At 39.6% G+C, this 19,638-nt stretch carries 13 protein-coding genes and 4 tRNA genes; 4 read left to right on the top strand and 13 right to left on the bottom strand.

The window, feature by feature from the left end; all coding sequences use genetic code 11:
* Positions 1 to 6: 6 nt before the first annotated feature.
* The 13 genes from rpoB to ACYVHJ_RS18425 all read right to left on the bottom strand — a co-directional run bounded on the left by rpoB (position 7) and on the right by ACYVHJ_RS18425 (position 11,672).
* Positions 7 to 3,882, bottom strand: a complete 3,876-nt coding sequence (rpoB, locus tag ACYVHJ_RS18485) for a DNA-directed RNA polymerase subunit beta (protein WP_460517774.1) — start codon at positions 3,880 to 3,882, stop codon at positions 7 to 9.
* Positions 3,883 to 4,039: 157 nt separating this feature from the next.
* Positions 4,040 to 4,420: a 50S ribosomal protein L7/L12 gene (rplL, locus tag ACYVHJ_RS18480; protein WP_014020613.1), complete on the bottom strand. Its 381-nt coding sequence runs from the start codon at positions 4,418 to 4,420 to the stop codon at positions 4,040 to 4,042.
* Positions 4,421 to 4,469: 49 nt separating this feature from the next.
* Positions 4,470 to 5,012, bottom strand: coding sequence for a 50S ribosomal protein L10 (rplJ, locus tag ACYVHJ_RS18475; RefSeq protein WP_460517771.1), 543 nt, complete (start codon positions 5,010 to 5,012; stop codon positions 4,470 to 4,472).
* Between the two features lie 3 nt (positions 5,013 to 5,015).
* Entirely contained in the window at positions 5,016 to 5,714 is a 699-nt protein-coding gene (gene rplA, locus ACYVHJ_RS18470) for a 50S ribosomal protein L1 (RefSeq protein ID WP_460517768.1), read from the bottom strand.
* A 10-nt stretch (positions 5,715 to 5,724) separates the two neighbouring features.
* Entirely contained in the window at positions 5,725 to 6,168 is a 444-nt protein-coding gene (gene rplK, locus ACYVHJ_RS18465) for a 50S ribosomal protein L11 (RefSeq protein WP_014020610.1), read from the bottom strand.
* A gap of 3 nt (positions 6,169 to 6,171) precedes the next feature.
* The gene (gene nusG / locus ACYVHJ_RS18460) at positions 6,172 to 6,729 is read right to left on the bottom strand and encodes a transcription termination/antitermination protein NusG (RefSeq protein ID WP_014020609.1); all 558 of its coding nucleotides are present in this window, start codon (positions 6,727 to 6,729) and stop codon (positions 6,172 to 6,174) included.
* A 17-nt stretch (positions 6,730 to 6,746) separates the two neighbouring features.
* Complete coding sequence (secE, locus tag ACYVHJ_RS18455) at positions 6,747 to 6,935, bottom strand: preprotein translocase subunit SecE (RefSeq protein WP_014020608.1); 189 nt, start codon at positions 6,933 to 6,935, stop codon at positions 6,747 to 6,749.
* Positions 6,936 to 7,059: 124 nt separating this feature from the next.
* Positions 7,060 to 7,130: transfer RNA gene (locus tag ACYVHJ_RS18450), tRNA-Trp, on the bottom strand.
* 116 nt (positions 7,131 to 7,246) lie between these two features.
* A complete protein-coding gene (tuf, locus tag ACYVHJ_RS18445; protein ID WP_303613621.1) occupies positions 7,247 to 8,434 on the bottom strand; it encodes an elongation factor Tu in 1,188 nt (395 codons plus the stop codon).
* Positions 8,435 to 8,493: 59 nt separating this feature from the next.
* Positions 8,494 to 8,565: transfer RNA gene (locus ACYVHJ_RS18440), tRNA-Thr, on the bottom strand.
* A 33-nt stretch (positions 8,566 to 8,598) separates the two neighbouring features.
* Positions 8,599 to 8,671 (bottom strand) — tRNA-Gly (locus ACYVHJ_RS18435).
* A 150-nt stretch (positions 8,672 to 8,821) separates the two neighbouring features.
* Positions 8,822 to 8,904 (bottom strand) — tRNA-Tyr (locus ACYVHJ_RS18430).
* A 158-nt stretch (positions 8,905 to 9,062) separates the two neighbouring features.
* Positions 9,063 to 11,672: a M1 family aminopeptidase gene (locus ACYVHJ_RS18425; RefSeq protein ID WP_460517763.1), complete on the bottom strand. Its 2,610-nt coding sequence runs from the start codon at positions 11,670 to 11,672 to the stop codon at positions 9,063 to 9,065.
* Between the two features lie 642 nt (positions 11,673 to 12,314).
* Between ACYVHJ_RS18425 and pyrH the strand changes: the two genes are divergently transcribed.
* The 4 genes from pyrH to ACYVHJ_RS18405 all read left to right on the top strand — a co-directional run bounded on the left by pyrH (position 12,315) and on the right by ACYVHJ_RS18405 (position 19,511).
* Positions 12,315 to 13,025 carry a UMP kinase gene (pyrH, locus tag ACYVHJ_RS18420; protein ID WP_014020605.1) on the top strand — a complete coding sequence of 237 codons (711 nt, stop codon included), beginning with the start codon at positions 12,315 to 12,317 and terminating at the stop codon, positions 13,023 to 13,025.
* Between the two features lie 8 nt (positions 13,026 to 13,033).
* Positions 13,034 to 13,594 carry a ribosome recycling factor gene (frr, locus tag ACYVHJ_RS18415; RefSeq protein WP_339901119.1) on the top strand — a complete coding sequence of 187 codons (561 nt, stop codon included), beginning with the start codon at positions 13,034 to 13,036 and terminating at the stop codon, positions 13,592 to 13,594.
* An 860-nt stretch (positions 13,595 to 14,454) separates the two neighbouring features.
* The gene (locus tag ACYVHJ_RS18410) at positions 14,455 to 17,631 is read left to right on the top strand and encodes a SusC/RagA family TonB-linked outer membrane protein (protein ID WP_460517759.1); all 3,177 of its coding nucleotides are present in this window, start codon (positions 14,455 to 14,457) and stop codon (positions 17,629 to 17,631) included.
* A 20-nt stretch (positions 17,632 to 17,651) separates the two neighbouring features.
* Positions 17,652 to 19,511, top strand: coding sequence for a RagB/SusD family nutrient uptake outer membrane protein (locus ACYVHJ_RS18405; protein ID WP_460518121.1), 1,860 nt, complete (start codon positions 17,652 to 17,654; stop codon positions 19,509 to 19,511).
* Positions 19,512 to 19,638 lie beyond the last annotated feature (127 nt).

Below are 19,638 nucleotides of genomic sequence, written 5' to 3'. Positions count from 1 at the left end.
TCTAAGTTAGTCAAGCGTAATTTCCAATGCAAGGCCTCTAAGCTCATGTACAAGTACGTTAAAGGACTCCGGAATGTTAGCTTTTGGCAAATTCTCCCCTTTTACAATGGATTCATATGCCTTGGCTCTTCCGATAACATCATCAGACTTAACTGTCAAAATTTCTCTAAGTACATGGGAAGCACCAAATGCCTCCAATGCCCAAACTTCCATCTCTCCAAAACGCTGTCCACCAAACTGGGCTTTACCACCCAACGGTTGTTGTGTTATTAGGGAGTATGGACCGATTGACCTGGCGTGCATCTTATCATCTACCAAGTGCCCCAGTTTAAGCATATAAGAAATACCTACCGTTACAGGCTGGTCAAATTTCTTACCCGTCAGTCCGTCATATAGATAAGTTCTACCAAATGAAGGAAGACCAGCTTTTCCTAGCTCTTCGGCAACTTGCTCTGTAGAAGCACCGTCAAAAATAGGCGTTGCATATTTCTTACCTAGGATTCTACCTGCCCATGCTAATACGGTCTCATAAATTTGTCCAATATTCATCCTTGAAGGTACACCGAGTGGATTCAACACAATGTCCATAGGTGAACCATCTTCCAAGAACGGCATATCTTCATCTCTTACAATCCTTGCAACGATACCCTTATTCCCGTGTCTACCTGCCATCTTATCTCCAACTTTCAGTTTTCGCTTCTTGGCAACATAAACTTTGGCCATTTGAACAATACCTGCAGGCAACTCATCACCTACTTCTAAAGTAAACTTGTCTCTTTTGAATACACCGGAAATTTCATTTCTGGTATTGGTATAGTTTTTAACCAATTGCTGAACCAAATAATTGGCGTGCTCATCATCTGTCCAATCGTCCAAAATAATGTCAGATATGAGATTTACTTCCTCAGGAACATTATAATTGCTCTCGTCTCTGTATGGATTCTTGGCAGGGAAAAGATTATTTTCAATATTTTGATAATTGAACTTAACCCCTTTGCTGATGATCTCATCTCCAAATTTATGCTTAACACCTTTGGATACTTTGTCTTCAAGAATGGTAACCAGTTTTTGGATCATTCTAGACCTTACGGCCAACAAATCTTTTGTGTATTGTTGCTTAAGTTTGTCTACATCCGCTTTGGCTTTTGCACGAAGATCCTTGTCTTTTTTCGGCCTTGAGAACAATTTGGTGTTTATTACGACCCCGTTTAACGAAGGAGAGGCTTTTAGAGAGGCATCTTTAACATCTCCGGCTTTGTCTCCAAAAATGGCCCGCAATAACTTTTCTTCAGGAGTGGGGTCAGTTTCACCTTTGGGTGTAATTTTACCAATAATAATATCTCCTTCCTTAAGCTCTGAGCCAACTCTGATGATACCATTTTCATCAAGATTTTTTACTGCATCTTCAGATACGTTGGGAATCTCAGAAGTAAGTTCTTCTTCTCCACGTTTGGTATCTCTAACTTCCAGCTGAAATTCCTCAATGTGAATGGAAGTAAATATATCTTCTCTTACCACTCTTTCAGAAATCACAATGGCATCCTCAAAATTGTATCCTTGCCATGGCATATAAGCCACAAGTAAGTTTTTACCAAGTGCTAATTCCCCATCGTTGGTGGAGTATCCTTCTACCAAAACCTGCCCCTTAACCACTTTTTGTCCTTGCAAGACAATAGGTGTCAAGTTAATAGTAGTGTCCTGGTTGGTTCTTCTAAATTTAATTAGATCATAACTTTTGTATTCATCACTAAAATTAACCAACAATTCATCGTCGGACAATTCATATTTGACAGTGATTTTTTCAGCATCTACATAGTCAATCACACCATCAGCTTCTGCTAAAATAAGTGATCTTGAATCGATTGCTGCTTTTCCTTCAAGGCCGGTACCAACAATTGGCGCCTCAGCTTTTAATAAAGGAACTGCCTGACGCTGCATGTTAGATCCCATTAGTGCACGGTTGGCATCATCATGCTCCAAGAATGGAATTAATGAAGCCGCTACCGATACAATTTGATTAGGTGCTACATCCATGTAGGAAATTTCCTTTGGTTCTAAAACAGGAAAATCCCCTTCAAATCGGGCTTTTACTTTATCGTTTATAAACACACCATTGTCATCAAGTGGTGCATTTGCTTGTGCTATATTATTGTCATCTTCTTCTTCAGCAGTAAGGAAAACGACATCTTCTGAACTCATACTAACCTTACCTTCATTAACTTTTCGATAAGGTGTTTCCAAGAATCCCATGCCGTTCACCTTGGCATGCACACATAGAGAAGAAATCAAACCAATATTTGGTCCCTCGGGAGTTTCAATGGTACAAAGTCGACCATAGTGCGTATAATGAACATCACGTACCTCAAACCCTGCACGTTCCCTTGATAATCCACCTGGACCTAGTGCTGAAAGTTTTCTTTTATGAGTCAATTCCGCTAATGGATTTGTTTGATCCATAAATTGACTTAGTTGGTTGGTACCAAAGAAGGAATTGATAACAGAAGAAAGCGTCCTGGCGTTGATAAGATCAACAGGTTTAAAGTCTTCATTATCCCTTACATTCATTCGCTCACGGATGGTTCTGGCCATTCTTGCCAAACCAACCCCAAATTGACTGTAAAGTTGCTCTCCTACAGTTCTCACCCTTCTGTTGCTCAGGTGATCTATATCATCAACTACTGCTTTAGAGTTAATTAATCCAATAAGGTATTTAACTATTGAGATAATGTCTTGAGTAGTGAGAACTATTTTCTCTGCATCTATTTCTAATCCTAATTTCTTATTGATTCTATACCTTCCAACTTCTCCCAGATCATAACGCTTATCAGAGAAGAACAAACCATGAATAACGTCTCTGGCAGTTGCCTCATCAGGAGCCTCTGTATTTCTAAGCTGTCTGTAGATTACCTCTACAGCTTCTTTTTCAGAGTTTGAATTATCCTTTTGTAGGGTATTATATATAATGGAATAGTCTGCAATATTGACATCTTCCCTATGAAGAATAACACTTTTTGCACCGGATTCTTGGATTAACTCAATATCCTCATCAGTTAAAATGCTATCTCTTTCCAATAAAACTTCGTTTCTATCAATAGAAACTACCTCTCCGGTATCCTCATCTACAAAGTCTTCTACCCAAGTACGAAGCACCCTGGCAGCCAACTTTCTTCCGATTATCTTTTTTAAATTGGATTTATTGGATTCTACCTCTTCAGAAAGCCCGAAAAGATCGAGAATTTGCTTATCAGATCCATAACCTATGGCTCTCAAAAGAGTAGTTACAGGAAATTTCTTTTTCCTGTCGATGTAGGCATACATCACATTATTGATATCGGTAGCAAATTCTATCCAAGAACCTTTGAAAGGTATAATCCTGGCAGAATATAACTTGGTACCATTGGTATGCTTACTTTGTGCAAAGAATACACCTGGTGAACGGTGCAATTGAGAAACAATTACCCTTTCGGCACCATTGATTACAAAGGAACCTTTTTCGGTCATATATGGAAGATTCCCTAAGAATACTTCTTGTTCAATGGTTTCAAAGTCTTCATTGTCCTCATCAGAGCAAAGCAACCTTAATTTTGCTTTCAGCGGGACAGAATAAGTAAGACCACGGTCAATACTTTGTGAGACATTGTATTTTGGAGGATCTACGGTATAGTCGATAAATTCAAGGGTGAAATTTTCCCTGGAGTCACTGATGGGAAAATTTTCGGAGAAAACCTTGAAAAGACCATCCTGCCTTCTTTTCTCTGCAGGAGTATCCAACTGAAAGAAATCTTTAAAAGATTGCAGTTGAATATCTAAGAAATCCGGATAGTCTTTGACTACCTTAATGGATGAGAAACTTTTCCTTCCGGTTTGATTCTGGATAGCCAAGGCAGTATATAGTTTTAGTGAAAATTTATATTGTTTTTATTCAATCGCCACTTAAAAAAGTGCAATTGTTTTGATGTCCATAAACAGGAAAAGACCTGACTGTATAGTCAGGTCTAATTCTGCTTAACCAATCCAAAGTGGAGTTGGCTATTCAATTCTATTTAAGCTCAACTTCAGCTCCAGCTTCTTCAAGTTGTTTTTTAAGGGCTTCAGCTTCTTCCTTGCTTACACCTTCTTTAACAGCTTTAGGAGCACTGTCTACTACTTCTTTGGCATCTTTTAGTCCAAGACCTGTCAATTCTTTAACAAGTTTAACTACTGCCAATTTTTGTCCACCTGCAGCTTTCAAGACAACATCAAAAGAAGTTTGTTCTTCTTCAGCAGCACCATCGCCAGCGGCTCCACCAGCAGCTACTACAGTAGCAGCAGCAGCAGCAGGTTCGATACCATATTCATCTTTCAAAATTTCGGCTAACTCATTTACCTCTTTTACAGTTAAGTTAACTAACTGCTCAGCGAATGCTTTAAGATCTGCCATTGTATTAAATATTTAAATTGATTATTATTTACTAATTTGAATGTATTATTTATGCTTCTTCTTTTTCGGCAAGGGTTTTTACCAAGCCTGCAAGAATATTTTTTCCGCTTTGAAGCGCTGAAACCACATTTGTAGCAGGAGATTGAAGAAGAGTAATAACCTCTCCCAACAATTCTTCTTTGGATTTCAGTTTAGAAAGTGATTCAAGATGACTTTCTCCTAGAAATTGTGCTCCTTCGATTGAAGCACCTTTAAACAAGGGCTTTTTATCTTGGGTAGCAACCTTTTTCCTGTAATCTAAAATTACTTTAGCAGGAAGGTTTCCAACTTCTGGTGAGAAAAGGATTCCTGAGAAACCTTTCAATGCATTCTCTGCGAATTCAGAATAATCTGCGTCGAGATTTTCCAAGGCTTTTTTAATAAGGGTATTTTTATACACCTTATACTCCAAACCTTTGTCGAAACATAATTTTCTGAAACCATTTACCTGAGCTACACTAAATCCTGATGCATCGGAAATATAAAAATGCGGAGTAGATTTTAGCTTTTCGGTAAGTTCGTCAATTATGCTTTTTTTATTTTCTCTAGTCATAATTTATAAACCTTGAATACTACTCTTATCAATTACGATACCTGAAGACATAGTGCTAGACATATGAATACTTTTGAAATAAGTACCTTTAGCAGCGGTTGGTTTCAACTTGGAAATCGTTTGAATTAATTCCTCCGCATTTTCCTTGATTTTTTCGGCAGAGAAAGAAGCCTTACCCACACTAGCATGGATAATTCCAAACTTATCTACCTTAAAATCGATTTTACCAGCCTTTACTTCATTTACTGCTTTCCCAACATCCAGGGTTACAGTTCCAGACTTCGGATTTGGCATCAGACCACGAGGACCCAATACTCTACCTAGTCTACCTACTTTTGCCATCACATTAGGAGTAGTGATTATTACATCAATATCTGTCCAACCACCCTCAATCTTTGCAATGTACTCATCCAAACCAACAAAATCAGCTCCCGCTTCTTTGGCTTCTTCTTCCTTATCAGGACTACAAAGTACTAATACTTTCACTTCTTTACCTATTCCATGAGGCAAGGCCACCACACCTCTAACCATTTGGTCAGCTTTGCGTGGATCCACACCTAAACGAATATCCAGGTCTATAGAAGCGTCAAATTTAGTTGTTGTTATGTCCTTAACAATGCTAGAAGCCTCCGCCAAGGAATATTGTTGGCTAGGGTCGTATTTAGAAAGAGCTTCTTTTTTCTTTTTTGTTAACTTAGCCATTTTTTACGTATTATTCCTCCCAAGGAGCTTTTCCTGAAACAGTGATTCCCATACTTCTTGCCGTACCGGCTACCATTCTCATGGCAGATGGAACTTCAAATGCATTCAAATCGGGCATTTTCACTTCTGCAATTTCTTTTACCTGATCCCAAGATACAGAGCCTACCTTTTTCCTGTTTGGTTCTGATGAACCACTTTTTAATTTTGCTGCTTCCAAAAGCATTACTGCTGCCGGAGGCGTTTTTACTACAAAATCAAAAGACTTGTCCGAATAAATCGTAACAAGAACTGGAAGAACTTGGCCCATTTTGTCCTGAGTTCTGGCATTAAACTGCTTACAGAACTCCATAATGTTCAGCCCTTTTGAACCAAGAGCCGGACCAACTGGAGGAGATGGGTTAGCCTGGCCACCCTTTACCTGTAGTTTCAGATAACCAGAGATTTCTTTAGCCATTTCCTAATCTAGTTTTTCTACTTGAATAAAGTTTAATTCAACAGGGGTATTCCGACCGAATATCTTAACCATAACATTAAGCTTCTTCTTGTCATCAAATACCTCTTCAATCATACCCGAGAATCCACTAAAGGGACCGTCCATTACCTTCACGGTCTCTCCAACTATAAATGGTGTATCCAGTTTTTCTGCAAACTCATCAATCTCTTCAACACGACCTAAAATCCTATTGATTTCTGACTGACGTAATGGCTCGGGGGTTTTGGAAGCCCCCCCTTGGTTTGACCCTAAAAAACCGATTACTCCCGGTATACTTGTTATGACGTGATTGGCTTCTCCATGACTGAGATCCGCATTGACCAATACATATCCAGGAAAGAAGTTTCTCTCCCGAACACGCTTTTTGCCATTACGCATTTCATATACTTTCTCAGAAGGTATCAAAACTTCAGGAATATAGTCTTCAAGCTTTTGTCGGGCAATTTCATTGTCCAAATAAGTCTTTGCTTTCTTTTCCTGACCTGCTACTACTCTGAGTACGTACCAATTGTGATCTGCCATCCCGTTATTTAATATTCTTAGAATAAATCATAAAACCATGTCATGATATTTTCGAAGGTTAAATCGATGAAACCGATAACCAAAGCGAAAATTAATGAAGCCACTAGCACCAATACGGCACTATTTTGAAGTGTAGAATATTTAGGCCATGTGACCTTATTCTTCATCTCATCAATGGACTCAATTACAAAATTTTTAACATTCATCCTTGTACAATTAGTTTTTCAAAAGTTTCTTTTGCCTATAAAGGCTTACCAAAACCTCTGACTATAACATGGAAAGATTGGGCATTTACGCCTTACTCTTCATGGTTTTATCTTCCTTAGATTGCACGGGCGGAGAGATTCGAACTCCCATCAACGGTTTTGGAGACCGCTATTCTGCCATTGAACTACGCCCGTAAATTATTTGTGCTACCGATTAGGGAACGCAAAATTAGTGAATCTATGCCTAAGAAACAAATGCGATCCCGAAAAATTCAAGATCGCATTTGTAATATAGTCTATTATATAGATTATTAGTCCAAGATTTCAGTAACCTGACCAGCACCCACAGTTCTACCACCTTCTCTGATAGCAAATCTAAGTCCTTTTTCCAAAGCGACAGGGTTGATCAAATTCACCTCAATAGTGATGTTATCACCTGGCATTACCATCTCAACATTTTCAGGAAGAGTGATTTCTCCAGTTACATCAGTTGTTCTTAAGTAGAACTGAGGTCTGTATCTGTTGAAGAATGGAGTGTGTCTTCCACCTTCTTCTTTGCTTAGTACGTAAACTTCAGCTTTGAAGTGAGCGTGAGGAGTTACAGATCCAGGCTTACAAATGATCATTCCACGTTTGATCTGAGCCTTTTCAATACCTCTTAGCAACAAACCTACGTTGTCACCAGCTTCACCTCTGTCTAGAATCTTACGGAACATCTCTACACCAGTAACGGTAGATTTAAGTCCTTCAGCTCCCATACCAATGATGTCTACTGCTTCTCCAGAGTTTACAACTCCTCTTTCAATTCTACCTGTTGCTACAGTACCTCTACCAGTAATAGAGAATACGTCTTCAACCGGCATCAAGAAATCCTTGTCGATAGCTCTTTCTGGAAGTGGGATATAAGAATCCACAGCTGCCATAAGTTCCATTACAGTGTCTTCCCATTTGGCTTCACCGTTAAGTGCACCAAGAGCAGAACCTGAAATTACAGGAATATTATCTCCATCAAACTCATAGAATGAAAGAAGTTCTCTTACTTCCATTTCTACCAACTCAAGTAATTCGGGGTCATCCACCAAATCTACTTTGTTCATGAATACTACCAAAGCTGGTACACCTACCTGACGTGCAAGAAGGATGTGCTCTCTAGTTTGTGGCATTGGACCATCAGTGGCCGCAACTACAAGAATTGCACCGTCCATCTGAGCAGCACCAGTTACCATGTTTTTTACGTAGTCAGCGTGACCTGGGCAATCAACGTGGGCATAGTGTCTAGCCTCCGTTTGATACTCTACGTGTGAGGTATTAATTGTGATACCCCTCTCCTTTTCTTCCGGTGCGTTATCGATGGAAGCAAAGTCTCTTAATTCAGAAAGACCCTTTCTGGCCAACACAGTAGTAATGGCAGCAGTCAAAGTAGTCTTACCATGATCGACGTGACCAATCGTACCTATGTTTACGTGTGGTTTGGAACGGTCAAAGGTTGCTTTTGCCATGCGTGAAAATCCTCTGTTTAGTTAAAGATTAAATTTCGTTTAAATTGATAAATGTTCAGAGCCAACGACGGGATTTGAACCCGTGACCTCTTCCTTACCAAGGAAGCACTCTACCCCTGAGCTACGTCGGCTTTTTACATCCAGTTATGCTCCTAAAAGCATAGAGCGGGAGACGAGGCTCGAACCCGCGACCTGCAGCTTGGAAGGCTGCCGCTCTACCAACTGAGCTACTCCCGCTTATAAATATTTGCCAATTTTCTAATTGGCCCCCAAATTCTTTAATTAATTTTTAGAATCCAAAAAATTCCAGCTTTATAACAAAAAAATTGTTCAATACTAGAATATCTTAGTCTCTAATTAACGTTAATTACTCAACTAAAGATTTTGTGGGGGAAACAGGATTCGAACCTGTGAAGACATAAGTCAACGGATTTACAGTCCGTCCCAGTTGGCCGCTTTGGTATTCCCCCAAAACTCTACATTTGTTACTCCCGAAACCCTCTTTTAAGTTTCTTTGTTGTCGTAACGGATGGCAAAATTATACCCTTTTGTCAAAGATTCAAAATATTATAAAAAAAAATCTTGAGTTTTTTTTATAATAAAAAGTATCTCACTAATCATCAGCATTTTAATTCCCTTCTAAATAGGGAGAAAGATAATACTCCTCATACTCGCGAACCATTTCATCCGTTTCTTTCTCCTGAATGGCCATGGCTAATTCAAGCACACCCGGATCGTCTATAAATCCAAACAGAGATTGGTAAGCCGCCAACCTTACATAGTTTAACTTGTGCGTGGAAGCAATCTCACCTAAACTGGAAACCGCTTCCTCGGTAGCTACTCCCTCCACACTCGCAAAAAAGTCTCCGTAGTACCCTAGGAAATAATACAAGGATTCTCCACTTAGGGACACTAACTTCTCATGCATCCACTTTGCCCCTGCTACTTTTTTCTCTTGGGTCAAATAATCTGCAAGGGGAGCGATGATACGAATATTCTCAGCTTCTTTTAACCGTCCAAACAATTCCTCTTTATTGGCTAGATTCCCTTCTATATCCAAATAGGCAGTCAAAGCAGCCCCTGATACCTGATAAGAAGGCGCATTGATAAGCCTATAAAACAACTGCTGATACTTGCTGCCCCCTATTCCGGCCAATGCTTCCAAGGCTGCTGCCCTTACTGCATTGTCAGGGTCTTCTTCTACCAATTTCAGAACCTTATTCTCCAAACTGCTTTTGTCAGCTTCAGAAGCATCCAATCGATTCATGCGGTGCAAAGCCAACTCACGAACTACATGGAATGAATCCTCCAAAGCCCGCTCAATGGTGGGCAAATAATTCAACTGTTCGCTATAATTACTCGTCAAACTATCCAAGGCCTCTACTCTTGCCAAACCTGAAGTAGACAAAAGGAACTGCTTTTCTAAATTCTCAAATCCCCTGGATTCAAAGTCCAAGCTCAATAACTCACTGTATTCATCGAATAGGGCAAGTTGAGTGCCTGCACCATTTTGTAAAGGAAATTCCTGCACCGCCTGATCCAAAACAAAAGATTTCTCTATCCGCTGACCTTCCTTGTAAATACTCACCTTAAATGGGATCTTAAAAAGGGGAAATTGAGTTAAGTCTTGCTGTTGCTCCAGCTTAAGCACTATATTCTCAGGATCTGTATCATCCCAACTTATTTTAAGCTGCGGATGACCGGAAGAAAGAAACCATTGATTGAAAAACCAATTCAAATCCAAGCCTGAGGCTTTTTCTAAGGCCAGCCTTAAATCATGCACTTCTACACTGCTTAAGGCATTTTGCTTGAGATATGACCTCAGCCCATCAAAAAACACCTCATCTCCCAATAGCTTCCTGAGCATATGCAAAATCCTTCCTCCTTTGGCATAGGTGTGGTTATCAAACATGTCCTCACTGTCCTCATAATAAAAGCGGATCAAGTCCAATTGCTTCTCTTCTGACTCTGCCAGGTATTGTTCTATGGCATTGAAATGATGCATATCTGCCTGATCTCTTCCCTCCTTGTATTCAAACCACAGGTATTCTGAATAATCGGCAAAAGCTTCGTTCAAGGCTAAATTGGCCCAGGACTCAGTGGTCACATAATTTCCAAACCACTGATGGAAGAGTTCATGAGCAATGATATAATCCCATTCACTATCCAATGCCTCTCTTTCATTTAAATTTAATGCATCCATAAAAATGGAAAGAGTGGTATTTTCCATCGCTCCGGAGACAAAGTCTCTTACAACCACTTGGTCATACTTTTGCCATGGAAAGGGCATGTCAAGCAAATCCGAGAAAAATCTTACCATCTCAGGTGTATTACCAAACACCCCTTTTGCCCCCGCTTCGTACTTTGGTTCCACAAAATACCGCAATTTCAATCCATTGACATTTTCTTCAATGGTGGAAAATTCACCCACCACAATGGCTGACAAATAAGGCGCATGGGGAATGCCCATCTGCCAATGATCTGTCCTGGTACCATCAGCATTCTCCTTACTTCCAAGCATTTCACCATTGCTAAGACTTAGGTATTGCGCAGGTACAATTAAATAAAAATCGTGGGTTTGCCTTTCATTGGGACTATCAATGGTGGGAAACCATTTTGAACTAAATACAGTCTCTCCCTGGGTCCAAATTTGAACGGGCTTATCCTTGTCATTCTCATCAGGGTTAATATAATACAGCCCTTTGGTATCTGTAATTGCAGTGCTTCCTTCCTTGTCTCCTTTCTCCGGAAAGGCCGTATAGGTTATGGCTATTTGCAAGGTATCTCCTTTCCCCAATTTCTCCGGTAATTTCAAGGTTAATTTCTCTTGGTCATAGTCAAAGCTTAATGGCTGGTCTATTCCATTTTCTAATAGGCTAGTCCTATGTATGTCAAAATCTTTGGCATCCAAAACCAATTCCTTTTGAGGATAGGCATAAGGTTTTAATGTTAAAATTGCCTTTCCTTCTACCGCCCGATTCTTATAATCGAAGGCAAGCTCCAAGTTGGTATGCAGCAAGTCAAAAGCCCTGGGTCGACTAGCTCTGTATTCCTTCATTGCTAGTTCATGGGCTAGGATGTGCTCACGGTTATCTACAGGCCTTGGTGCCACCAATGAATCATTGGCTGCTTCCTCTGTAACAATTGACACCGGGTTAACAGTGGATGCACTCTTGCAGGAAAAAGCCAAAAGAAGTACCATAAAATAGTAAATTGAAGTGCTATGGGTAGGCCGCATATTTAGCATAGGAATTATATATTCAATTTTTAAACAATATCAATTTTAACAGAAGCAAACAGTGTGAAACATGGAAGTAGCCATCTGGTTTTCAAAAATAAGTAAACCCGTAAAGCTAAACCAAACAATTCGTTTTATTATCTATTCTAATACCCATTTTATTTAAGGCAAACGTTTGTCCAGGTCAAGTAGTTTACAATTGTTTCCAGGCCAACCAAAAGCCTACCGCTACCTAGCCAAAAGAACGCTTCAAGACAAAACCGTCTATCCCTCCTTCAAGACTCAATAGTAAGAATTAAAAATACCATCCAATTAGCCAAACAAATCTAGCAACTAGCTTTTTGGAATATTTCCAAACAATACCTTACCTTGTCAATGTTTAAGCTTGACAAAACCATGATAATCCATATATATCTTTAATAGGGTACTTTTATAAATTTTGAATTAACAATGATCAGGTCATAAAATCTGGTGGGCTACCAAAATTTAAACATAAAATTCACAAGTATTCTACCATTTTTAGCTTTAAGATTTAGTTTTCTAAAAACAAGGATTTATATTTGTCGGGCTTATTGAGATCAAGAAATTTTTAATAGTCCTAATCAAGGCCTTTCACTAGTAAAACTGAAAACAATTCGGAAGATGAAATACAAACGAATACTCCTTAAGCTTAGCGGAGAAGCCCTGATGGGAGACAATAGCTATGGCATTGATTCCAAAAGACTTCAAGAATATGCCACTCAGATTAAAAATGTTCATGATCTTGGCGTGGAAATTGCCATTGTCATAGGGGGAGGCAATATCTTTAGAGGTGTACAGGCAGGAAAAGTTGGAATAGATCGGGTTCAAGGAGATTACATGGGAATGTTAGCTACCTTAATTAATGCGATGGCACTTCAGAGTTCACTTGAGCAAAACGGCATGTATACACGCCTTATGTCCGGTATTAAAGTGGAAAGTGTTTGCGAACCTTTTATTAGAAGGAGAGCCATTCGTCATTTAGAAAAAGGGAGAATTGTAATTTTTGGTGCCGGAATTGGCAATCCATATTTCACTACCGACTCTACAGCCAGCTTAAGAGCCATAGAAATTGAAGCTGAGGTGGTACTTAAAGGTACAAGAGTGGATGGGGTATATACAGCAGACCCAGAAAAAAACCCTACTGCCACAAGGTATTCTAACATTACATTTCAAGAGGTTTATGAGAAAAACCTTAATGTAATGGACATGACAGCTTTTACATTATGTCAAGAAAACAATCTCCCAATCATTGTTTTTGATATGAACAAAACGGATAACCTTTTGGACCTTATCAATGGCAAGGAAGTTGGTACGTTGATAACATCTAAATAAATTAACTCATGGAAGAGATTCAGCTATACTTAGAAGAGGCAAAGTCTTTGATGGACAAAGCTGTCCAGCATACTATTGCCGAATTAATAAAAATAAGAGCAGGCAAGGCCATGCCTAATTTCTTGGATGGAATAATGGTGGTCTATTATGGTAACCCAACTCCATTACAGCAAGTAGCCTCTATTACTACTCCCGATGCCAGGACCTTGGCCATCAAACCTTGGGAGCAAAAGTTAATTCCGGAAGTAGAAAAAGCAATCATCAACTCCGACCTAGGTTTAAATCCTCAGAACAATGGAGAAATGGTATTGTTGACCGTACCACCATTAACTGAAGAGCGTAGAAAGAACTTGGTGAAACAGGTGAAAAATGAGTGTGAGAACGGAAAAATAAGTATACGAAACGTTAGAAAAGACACCAACGATGGCCTGCGAAAGCTTCAAAAAGAAGGAGTAGCCGAAGATGATGTTAAAAGAGCCGAAGATACTGTTCAGAAAATGACTGATCAGCATTCTGCTAAAATAGATGAGCTATACGCTAAGAAAGAAGCTGAAATAATGACGATATAAGCCAATATATCCCATTGAACACCAAGCCCTGCATTTTTAATGTCAGGGCTTTTTTTATCCAGAAGGTTAAAAAACCTGGTTCAACCTCTCAATATAAAAAGAATCGTAATGCCTTTGAGGTAGCGATGTAATCAAATGAAAATTAGTATTTTTGGATTTTAGTACAATATGGCAAAAGTAAAATTCCTAAAAACAGCAATTGGAAGATTTTGAAGCGATTCCACCACCAAATTAGTTGATTGTTTACATTTTAAAGAAATCAGGAGAGGTGAATTCATAGGGTTCCTCACAAATACAATTAAATCGCCCTGAAAGGTGTTCTTCCTCTACAAAAAAAATAAAGAACAGACAGCCATAAGCTGACCATTCTTTTCTGTATTAAACCTTATCCTACAAATATAGGTAAATACAAATAGATAAAAAATTTCTTATATCTAGGAAAACACTTTAACTACATGGTTCAACACCAAATCCATCCTTCTATTCTTAAGGCCCTTGGACAAACTAAAACCTATTATTATCCCCAACACTTTAATTACAAAAATCAAATTTCAATATAAAAAATTAAATGGAACAAGCCCAAGCTAAAGAAATCCTTAATTGATTCTATTTTTTATTAAAATCTCATTTTTTTCCGACTTTTTATTTTAATAATAAAACACTAGTTTTTTTACAAAAACATAAAATTTTCAATTGTTTTTTTAACACTTTAATTGATTAACTAAACATATTTAAGCTGTAAAATAATTAGGTAGTTTTATGTTACAATTACCTTATTGTTTATTATAAAAATTACCAGCAACTTTAAGTGTTATTTCAACAATAACACCTAAATAATTATTAACCTAATTCAATAAAGAATGCAAAACTATTTACCCAGAACAAAATTGTTTTTGTTGGGTCTGGCCTTGCTTTTGTCAAGCAGTCTAACATTACATGCCCAGTCCAGGGAAGTAACCGGGACAGTCATATCCGGGGAGGATGATTTGCCTTTACCGGGTGTATCGGTATTGGTTAAGGGCACCACCCGAGGTGCAGTTACTGATATTGATGGTAACTATTCCATCAACCTACAGGAATCCGATCAAACCATCGTTTTCTCATTCGTAGGTTTTGTAAGTCAAGAAGTTACGGTAGACAACCAAAGCACTATCGACATCACCTTAAACCCTGACATGCAATCCCTTGGAGAGGTTGTAGTCGTAGGATATGGTGAACAAAAGAAGGAAACCATTACAGGTTCCGTTGCTACAGTAAAAGGTGGCGATTTGGTAAAATCTCCGGCGATGAATTTATCCAATTCCATCGCAGGTAGGATGTCAGGTGTGATCGCTGTTAACAGAAGCGGTGAGCCCGGTTATGACGGTGCAGGCATTAGGATTCGTGGTTCCAACACCCTTGGAAACAATGATGCCCTGATTGTAATTGACGGTATCCCTGCCAGAGCAGGAGGAATTGACCGATTAAACCCTAACGACATTGAAAACATATCCGTCCTAAAGGATGCATCTGCTGCCATTTATGGAGCAAGAGCTGCCAATGGTGTGATTTTGGTTACCACAAAAAGAGGGAAAGAAGGAAAGCCTGAACTTACCTATCAATTTAACCAAGGCTTTGCCCAACCCACAACCATCCCTAAGCTGGCTGATGCAGCACAGTACGGAGAAATGTTGAATGACTTAAATGTCTATGAGCTCCCTACCAATGAGTGGAGAGCTGCCACCGATGCTTATCGATCTACTGGTACCTACATCACTCAGGCAGGTCAGGAGAGAACAGCTCCATTTAGCCCTGAAGCTTTGGCTTTGCACCGCGCAGGAACAGATCCTTGGAATTACCCAAATACCGATTGGTATGGGGAAACCTTAAAAACCTGGTCTCCACAGTCTAGGCACAACTTACAACTGAATGGAGGTTCTGAAAGTTTGAGGTACATGGCATCAATAGGGTACCAAAACCAAGATGCCTATTATAAAAACTCTGCTACCGGATTCAAACAATACGATATGCGAATCAACCTTGATGCCAAGATCAATGAGTACATTGATCTACAGCTGGGTGTTTTGGCCCGTCAGGAATATCGTTTTTTCCCGACCAGAGGTGCCGGAGCAATTTTTAGGATGCAGATGAGAGGAAAACCACATGAGCCGGCTTATTGGCCTGACGGTAGACCCGGTCCGGATATTGAAAATGGAGAAAATCCGGTAGTGATCACCACGAATGCAACCGGGTACGACAGAGATACTAGAAATTATTTCCAAACCAATGGTGCTTTAAATATCAAAATCCCAGGAGTGGAAGGCTTGAAATTCCAAGGTACTGCTGCCATTGATAACTTAAGCAGGTTACAAAAAAGATGGGAAACCCCATGGATTCTATACCAAAGAGGTAATGGTTTTGAGGCAGATGGCGTAACTCCTATCTTAGTCCCAAGTCAAAGAGGTCCTGCTGAACCTAGGTTAAGACAAACAAATATCAACCAGTTAAATATCTTATTGGGAGGTGTATTTACCTATGAAAGGCAATTTGGTGATCATGGTTTCAATGCCTTGGCCGGTGTAAATAAGGAAACGGTAGAAGGCAATGACTTTTTTGCTTACAGAAGGTATTTCATTTCTCCTGCCATTGATCAAATGTTTGCCGGTGGAGATGCAGAAAAAAACAATGGCGGTGGAGCTTTCACTAGAGGTAGGCTAAACTACTTCGGAAGGGTTGCCTATAATTATCAGGAAAAATATTTGTTCGAATTCCTATGGAGATATGATGGATCCTATATTTTCCCTGAAGCTTCCAGGTTTGGTTTCTTCCCGGGCGTAATGGCCGGTTGGGTGATTTCGGAAGAGAACTTCTGGAAAAACAATATAACTGCCATGGACTTCTTCAAAATTAGAGGGTCTTGGGGACAAATGGGGAATGATCAGATTTATTATGATGGATCTTTACAAGAATATCAATTCCTAGCCACCTATGGTTTCAGTAGCCAAATCTTGCAAAACACTGAAGCCAAGACCTTGTATGAAACCAGGGTACCGAACAATGCCATTACTTGGGAAGTTGCAAACAATTCCAACATTGGTATAGAAGGACAATTGCTTCAAGGGAAAATCTTTTTTGAATTTGATTACTTCTATAATAAACGTACCAATATCCTATGGAGGAAAAATGCTTCCGTACCACAATCAAGTGGCTTGGCATCCTTGCTTCCTGCGGAGAATATCGGAGAAGTAGAAAACAAGGGTTTTGATATCAATATTGGCTACAGGGGACAATCAGGAGACATCTCTTATAGTGTAAGTGCCAATGGCGGTTATGCCAAAAACAAGATTCTATTTTGGGATGAACCACCGGGAGCCCCTTCTTGGCAACTGTCTACAGGCAGCCCCATGAATACTCCTAATCCTGTATATTTATATGATGGTGTCTTCCCAAATCAAGCAGCAATTGATGCGGAAACACTGGATTATTCTGACATCACCAATAACTTACGTCCCGGTGACATGAAGTTTAAAGATTATGACGGCGATGGAGCCATTACACCACTCGATAGAGTGAGACTGGACAGAAACAGTATCCCAAGATTTCAAGGGGGTGTCAATCTTAATGCTTCTTTTAGAAACTGGGATTTAGCCATCTTATTCCAAGGTGCTGCAGGAGCTATCGCTCAAGTTAGTCTTGGAGAGTCCGGTAACATCGGTAATTACCTATTAGAATTTTACGAAAACAGGTGGACTGTAGACAACGAAAGCTCAGTTTATCCTAGAATTGCCAACAGAAGTGACCAATACTATTCCAATGGAAATGACTTCTGGTACAGAAGTTCAGATTACATTCGATTGAAAAACTTTGAGGTCGGTTATACCGTACCACAGCAGTTTGGCGAAAGGTTTGGCATTAGCAACTTGAGGTTTTATGCCAATGGTTTGAATCTCCTTACTTGGGATAAATTAAAAGTATATGATCCTGAATCAGACAATGCAACAGGACAATACTATCCACAAGCTAGGGTAATCAATGCTGGTCTATCCGTAACATTCTAAATCCTAAAACATTGAATATGATGAAAAATATAAAATATCTAGGGTTGGCATTGACGATCTCTTTTCTCAATTTTTCTTGTGATGAAGAGTTTTTGAATGCACCACCCCAAGGAGAAGTATCGGAATCTGCAGTATGGACAGATCCGGGACTTGCAGAAGCTTTTGTGACCGACTTATACAAAGGTTTGGGACAAGGCGGATTTAGTGAGCAGGCTTTGGCATCTTTGACGGATGAGGCCATTTTCACTCACCCCGGTAGAAATATTACTACCGTAACAGAAGCAAGATCCAACCCTCAAGAACCGGGATGGATGGATTACACAAGAAACTGGCCTTCCCTTTATAGTAATTTGAGGGCAACCAATATCGCCATAGATAACCTGACAGATCCTTCTTTTTCCAATGAAGGAGGAATAGCAGACAGATTGCTTGGTGAGGCTACTTTCATGAGAGCTTACTTCCACCATCAATTGTTAAGAAATTTTGGAGGGATACCTATTGCGAATAAAACCTTTACTTTAGATGAAGAAACCTATGAACTTCCAAGGAATACCTATGAAGAAGTAGTAGATTTTATCATCGCAGACTTAGACAAAGCAGCTACCTTATTGGCAGGCAAAGACCTTACCGGCGGTAGGGCAAGTGAGCTTGCCGCTTTGGCCTTGAAGTCAAGAGTATTGATCTATGCAGCATCTGATTTGCATGATATGCCAACGGCTTCTGCAAAATCTTCTGTAATATCAGGTTACCAAAATAAGGAACTGATCGGCTATACCAGCGGCAGCCAAGCTGACCGCTACCAACAAGCCGCTGCTGCTGCCAAGGCTGTTCTTGATAAAGCCAGTGGAAACATGCTGGATCTATCTGAGCCTCTTTCACAGGAAGAAGCGATTCAGACCTATATAAATAACTCGCTTTCAAGAAATGGTGGAGAGAGCGAAATGATTTTCGGAAGGTATTTCTTGTCTCAAAAGCCAGAAACAGGTGGACGTCATGGACTTCACAATGGACCCAATGGTTACAACAACTGGGCAGGAAACACGCCTGTACAGCTTCTAATTGATGATTATCAAATGATGGATGGTTCTGATTTTGATTGGGAGGAAGAAGATCACGCAAGTGCCCCTTACGAAGGCCGTGAACCAAGATTCTATGCAACTTTCCTATATGAAGGAGCACCGTGGAAACCAAGGTCTTCTGCCAATCAAGCTAGAGACCCACTTGGTCAAATTCAAACAGGTACTTATGAGGTAATCAATGGTGAAGGCCAAAAAGTAACCCATTTTGGATTGGATACAAGAAACAGCCCCATTGAGGACTGGAATGGTAGCTATACCGGCTATTATATTCGGAAATTCATTGAACCGGATCCTAATTTTGTGGATCAAAACACCTGGCAAGAAATTCCTTGGCCACACTTAAGGTTTACTGAAGCCGTCTTTAATTATGCTGAAGCAAATATTGCCCTGGGTAATGATGAAGAAGCAAGAACCTGGTTAAATAAAATCAGATATAGAGCCGGATTGCCAGCGCTTACTGCTTCCGGAGAAGAGCTAATGGAAGCCTTGATCAATGAAAAACGCAAGGAGATGGTCCATGAAGAACAACGCTTTTACGATGCCAGACGCTGGATGATTGCCCCAGAAACCTTGGGTAGACAACCCAATGGGATCAATATCGTGGGGACCCTTAAAGCAGGAAAAGACGTGACTATATACAGTTATAATACTGAAAACTACGACTATTCCTATGAGGTAATCGACATAGATCCCGGTAAAGAAAACCGACTCTGGTTAGATAAAATGTATTTCATGCCAATTAATTTTGATGAGATGCAACGAAACCGAGAGCTTATTCAGAACCCGGGATATGAAGATTAATTAATATCTATACAAACATTAAAAAAGAGCGATCAAATGGTCGCTCTTTTTTTTGTAGAAAGGGTTAAAAAACCCAACCAATAAATTACTTGGTAGAAAGCAAACAACGTCTTAAACATATTAAGAT

This window comes from Cyclobacterium sediminis, assembly GCF_054781075.1.
The sequence above is the reverse complement of the archived record's forward strand: the minus strand, read 5'-3'. Positions and strand labels throughout refer to the sequence as shown.